Raw genomic sequence first — 3,833 nt, 5'->3', positions numbered from 1 at the left:
TACCCGCTGGCCTCTTTTGTGCCGGAATCGGTCTACGACCACTTCCATTTCACTTTCCAATATCACCGGTTGTTTAAAGCCTTCACCCTTAACGTGCTGCAACATCAGCACGCCCCCAGACTCCAACTCCCATAGATGGACTTTGGTGTCGCCACGGGAGGCCCAGGCCTTTCTCTTCACGGTGGTACCGGCAGTCATCTGCGCTGCAGCGAGGATTGGATTCATGCTGCTCACTCCGAGTTGACGGAGCGGCCCCCCATACGGAGTGAAGCCCCGTATGGGTTGTGCATGTCGCCGGCTACGCCGGCGGTCCTGCTGTTGCTATTGCTTGCAGTAGCTGTTGATTGCAGACGTTTTCTGGGAAGCCCAGGCAAGTGCCTGCGCGCGGCGCTCTATCGTCATGTAGCGCCAGCTGGTGTCCACTGCGTCCTGGAAGAAGCCGTAGGCGTCGATCCATTCCCAGTAGATGCCAGCGTGATCTACGCGGCCGAGATCGTGAGCTCGCGGGCGCAGGAGTGAGAACACCTGACTGAGGTTGTTCCCGACCAACGCTTCGCGTACCAAGCTCAGTTCACCTTGGCCCAAGACCGCGGAGCAGACCTTGTCCAGCAACACCAATCCGCTGCGAACCAGGTCGCTCTGAACGGCGTTTACTTCTTGCTCATTGCGCTCACGAAACTCCAGCGCCTGCCGGCGCAGGTTTTCATGGTTGAGGTCCATCTTTCTCTCCTTTCGATGCCGAAAAGAGAAAGCCCGCGAGGGGCTTTCCCCCTCGGCGGGCTTTTTTACAGTTTCAGTTTTGTCTGCAGTTTGCGGCAGATCCAGAGAACACCGTCCCGCACATCCTCGTGATCCGCACCGCGGTCGAGGTGAGCCTCAGTCCAGGCGTTACAGCAAGCCCGGAAGCTGAAGGGATGGTTGTCATCACTTTGGATCCACAGCAGTGCATCCATACGCGTTTCGTTGCTCGACTGGGGATGAACCAGTTGGCGCAACGTGAGCTTCAAGAGGTACTCCCTGAGCCACTGAACGTAGTCGTCAGTAACTTCGTCTTCCCCCCTCAACCGTTCCAGCTCTGCTTCGGACATCTCGATGATGTCGAGAAGACCGAGTTGGATCACCTTGGCAGCAGTGGAGCGGCGCGGGCGTGGCCCGAAGGTTCGGCGTTGGGTTACGACCTGCTCCCCGAACAAATCGAACAGGGGCATGGCAAGTACAATATTTTCCATTTCAGACCTCCACATTCCGCACGGAGGTCTCGCCCATTGGGGGAGACCCCCAATGGGATGATTGGTTACTTCAGGCGACCAGTGACTCTCGAACGAGCTCGTAGAGCGCGTTCTTGAGGTTGGATACTTGACCTATCGCTTGGTACCTCGAGAAGCACTTGGCAAGGACTGTGGCGGTTGCCTTTCCAAAACCCAGGCCAAACACCTCAATACCGCTCGCCTCGCAGCGCGCGACCAGTTCCCTCACCTGCTGCTCAGTTCCGGAGTCAGGCTCGCCATCGGTAGCAATCAGGAGCAGCTTTCGCTCACCCGGTGCCCGAAGGACTTCGCATGCCGCTGGCCAGATTGCTCTGTACAACGGGGTTAGCCCCTGAGCCGAAGCTCCGAAGCCACCCTCTCGCACCGCGGTTACAAGCCTCTCCCGCCAGCTTTTGATCAGCGCGCAGCGCTCTACACCATCGCCAGACATGTTCGGGAAGGACATAGCCCCCGTTGTGACTTGGGGAATGTTTTCCAGCGCATGAAGGACGGCATAGATCGCGGCTTCAGCTTCTCCCATCGACTCGCGCATGCTTGTCGACTTGTCCAGCAGCAATTGCACCGCTGCTGAACTTCGCTCTGCACGCGCCTTGTGACGGTAGATCCTGGTTTCCCCCGCCGGCAGCATGGCCAGGCGCCCGGTATCCAAACGCTTCCCGGAACGCCTAAGGCTTACTCGGCAATCCACCTTCGCCTGCAACAGCCCATACAGGCACTGTTGAAGTCCGGACGACTGGAATACTCCGTACCTGACGCGCGACTCGCCTTCCATTTGTGATCGGTCCATTGCGCGACCGCCCAAGGTGAATGGCGAGAGATTTGGCGGGTTGCTTTTAGCTCCCTGAGTCAGCAGAGCAGCGGCTACGTCACCCACGTCGGAAACTAAACCATCGAGATCAGCTTCCGAGGCCTCCATGGCCAGCTCGCGCAGGTTAGGAGCCCCGTCAGGTGCGCTTTCGCCTGAAGCATTCGGCTTTGCTGCTTCAGCAGGTCCATCGCAGGGCTCAACAGCCCCTTGATTCCCCGCCTCCGATGCATCGTCGCCGGAACTGTTTGGGCCTTCCTGGTTGGACTGTTGCCCTTCCTGGTCAGACTCACCTGCCTCCGGCGAGCCGGGTTCGTTAGCATCACCCGGCTGCGGACCGTTTTTATCGCGTGGCGCCTCAGATGAGGACGGCAGCAACGCAATAATCTCGTCGACCAACTGGAGAACTTCCCAGGTAGACCCGCAGTCGAGCGTCCGCTTCACTATCTCCATCACCGAACGCGCCGCGTCGGTGCCGATTAGAGAGTCCAGGCGGGCGAGGTACGCCTTTGCCGGAACCTCTAATTGCGGCTCCTGCAGCAGCCAGTAGCCCCCGAAAAGAACAGCGTTGGCGACGACGTGCAGCGGAGGACATGCGTCCACCGAAGCTGCCACGAACGGCTCCAACAGAACCTTTCGATTGAGGTAGCGGAGGTTGTCCTCCGTGCCCGGGTACTGCTCCATGCTTAAGCGCTCGATACGGATATCTTCGAGCGCATTCAGCAGGTGCCGGCGAAACGCGACAGATTTACTTTGCTCAAAGGCTTCCAAGTCGGTGTTGCGGACGTGGGAGCACTCGTGGTCGATGTAGCCAAAGGCTAGGTCCAGGTCATCATCAGCGAAAGGGACATACACCTCCCTGTTCACATTCGTGTAAGCAACCGAGCCTTCAACAAACACCTTTACGCCGGTTTTCTCGGCCAGGTGTTGAGCGTAGATCGGCAGTGAGCCGACCAAGGATTTCGTACTCATCGTTGTCTCCTTTCTCGCCACCGCGGAAAGGAGTTCTCCCCTTGCGGAAGAGAACTCCCGCACGGGGTTTTTGATGGTTAAAACCAGAAGTTTTGCGGTATCGGTTGAGGGGCTACCTCCACCGGCGCCGACGTTGCTGGCGTTGGGCTCGGGATCTCAGCTACCACCGGGGCGGGAGCATCTACCGGAAAGAGCAGATCGGCGGGCTCCTGTTCGGCACTCGCTGCAGCTGAAAACAGCTCGGCGAGTTGTACCTGTTTAGGCTCCACTCGATCCGCATCACAAGGAGCCGTTGACGTGACCTGCAGTGCAGGTGCGCCGGCGTTTCCCTTGGCCAGATTGAGGTTTTTGACGAGTCGCCGAATCGAGTCCTCGTCGCTCAGGCTCGATACCAGCGTGACCACAGTGTTGTACTCCACCCCCGACACAGGACCAGCCTGCGGCAGGGATGCCAGCACCTCTTCGATATGGTCAGTCAGCACCTTCACATCCGAGGACAGGAACATGAGGCCTCGGAGTTTCGTGCTGATTTTGCGCACGGTGTTCAGTGTCACCTGAGTCACCTGGCCCCGCGTCGCGAGTCCCGTTTCCAGGAGCCGGAGCGCTGTGTCTGCCGTTTCAGCGTAAAGCTGATCTGACAATCCACGGACCTGCTTACCGAGCGTGTCGGACAGGTGGGTATCACCGTCCGGAGCCACTCGGCACGCGGCATAGCCGAACTGCATTCCTTCCTCGACTTTCGCCTTGGGCGTCACCGAAGCCTGAATTGCATTTCGCCACTCTTCTTT

5 protein-coding genes are annotated in these 3,833 nt (G+C 58.7%); all 5 read right to left on the bottom strand.

The window, feature by feature from the left end; translation table 11 throughout:
• On the bottom strand, positions 1-225 hold a 225-nt coding region (locus FAS41_RS30355), incomplete at its 3' end, for a hypothetical protein (protein WP_138526969.1).
• Positions 226-321: 96 nt separating this feature from the next.
• Positions 322-720, bottom strand: coding sequence for a hypothetical protein (locus tag FAS41_RS30350; RefSeq protein WP_138526968.1), 399 nt, complete (start codon positions 718-720; stop codon positions 322-324).
• Between the two features lie 65 nt (positions 721-785).
• Positions 786-1,229, bottom strand: a complete 444-nt coding sequence (locus FAS41_RS30345; protein WP_138526967.1) for a hypothetical protein — start codon at positions 1,227-1,229, stop codon at positions 786-788.
• A 70-nt stretch (positions 1,230-1,299) separates the two neighbouring features.
• A complete protein-coding gene (locus tag FAS41_RS30340) occupies positions 1,300-3,045 on the bottom strand; it encodes a VWA domain-containing protein (RefSeq protein WP_138526966.1) in 1,746 nt (581 codons plus the stop codon).
• 77 nt (positions 3,046-3,122) lie between these two features.
• Positions 3,123-3,833: DUF3150 domain-containing protein (locus FAS41_RS30335; protein ID WP_138526965.1), on the bottom strand; the 711-nt coding region annotated here is incomplete at its 5' end.

The sequence above is a fragment of the Pseudomonas nicosulfuronedens genome (assembly GCF_005877905.1).
Lineage (GTDB): Bacteria > Pseudomonadota > Gammaproteobacteria > Pseudomonadales > Pseudomonadaceae > Pseudomonas > Pseudomonas nicosulfuronedens.
Note: the sequence above shows the minus strand (reverse complement) of the source record. Positions and strands in the feature narration are given on the sequence as shown.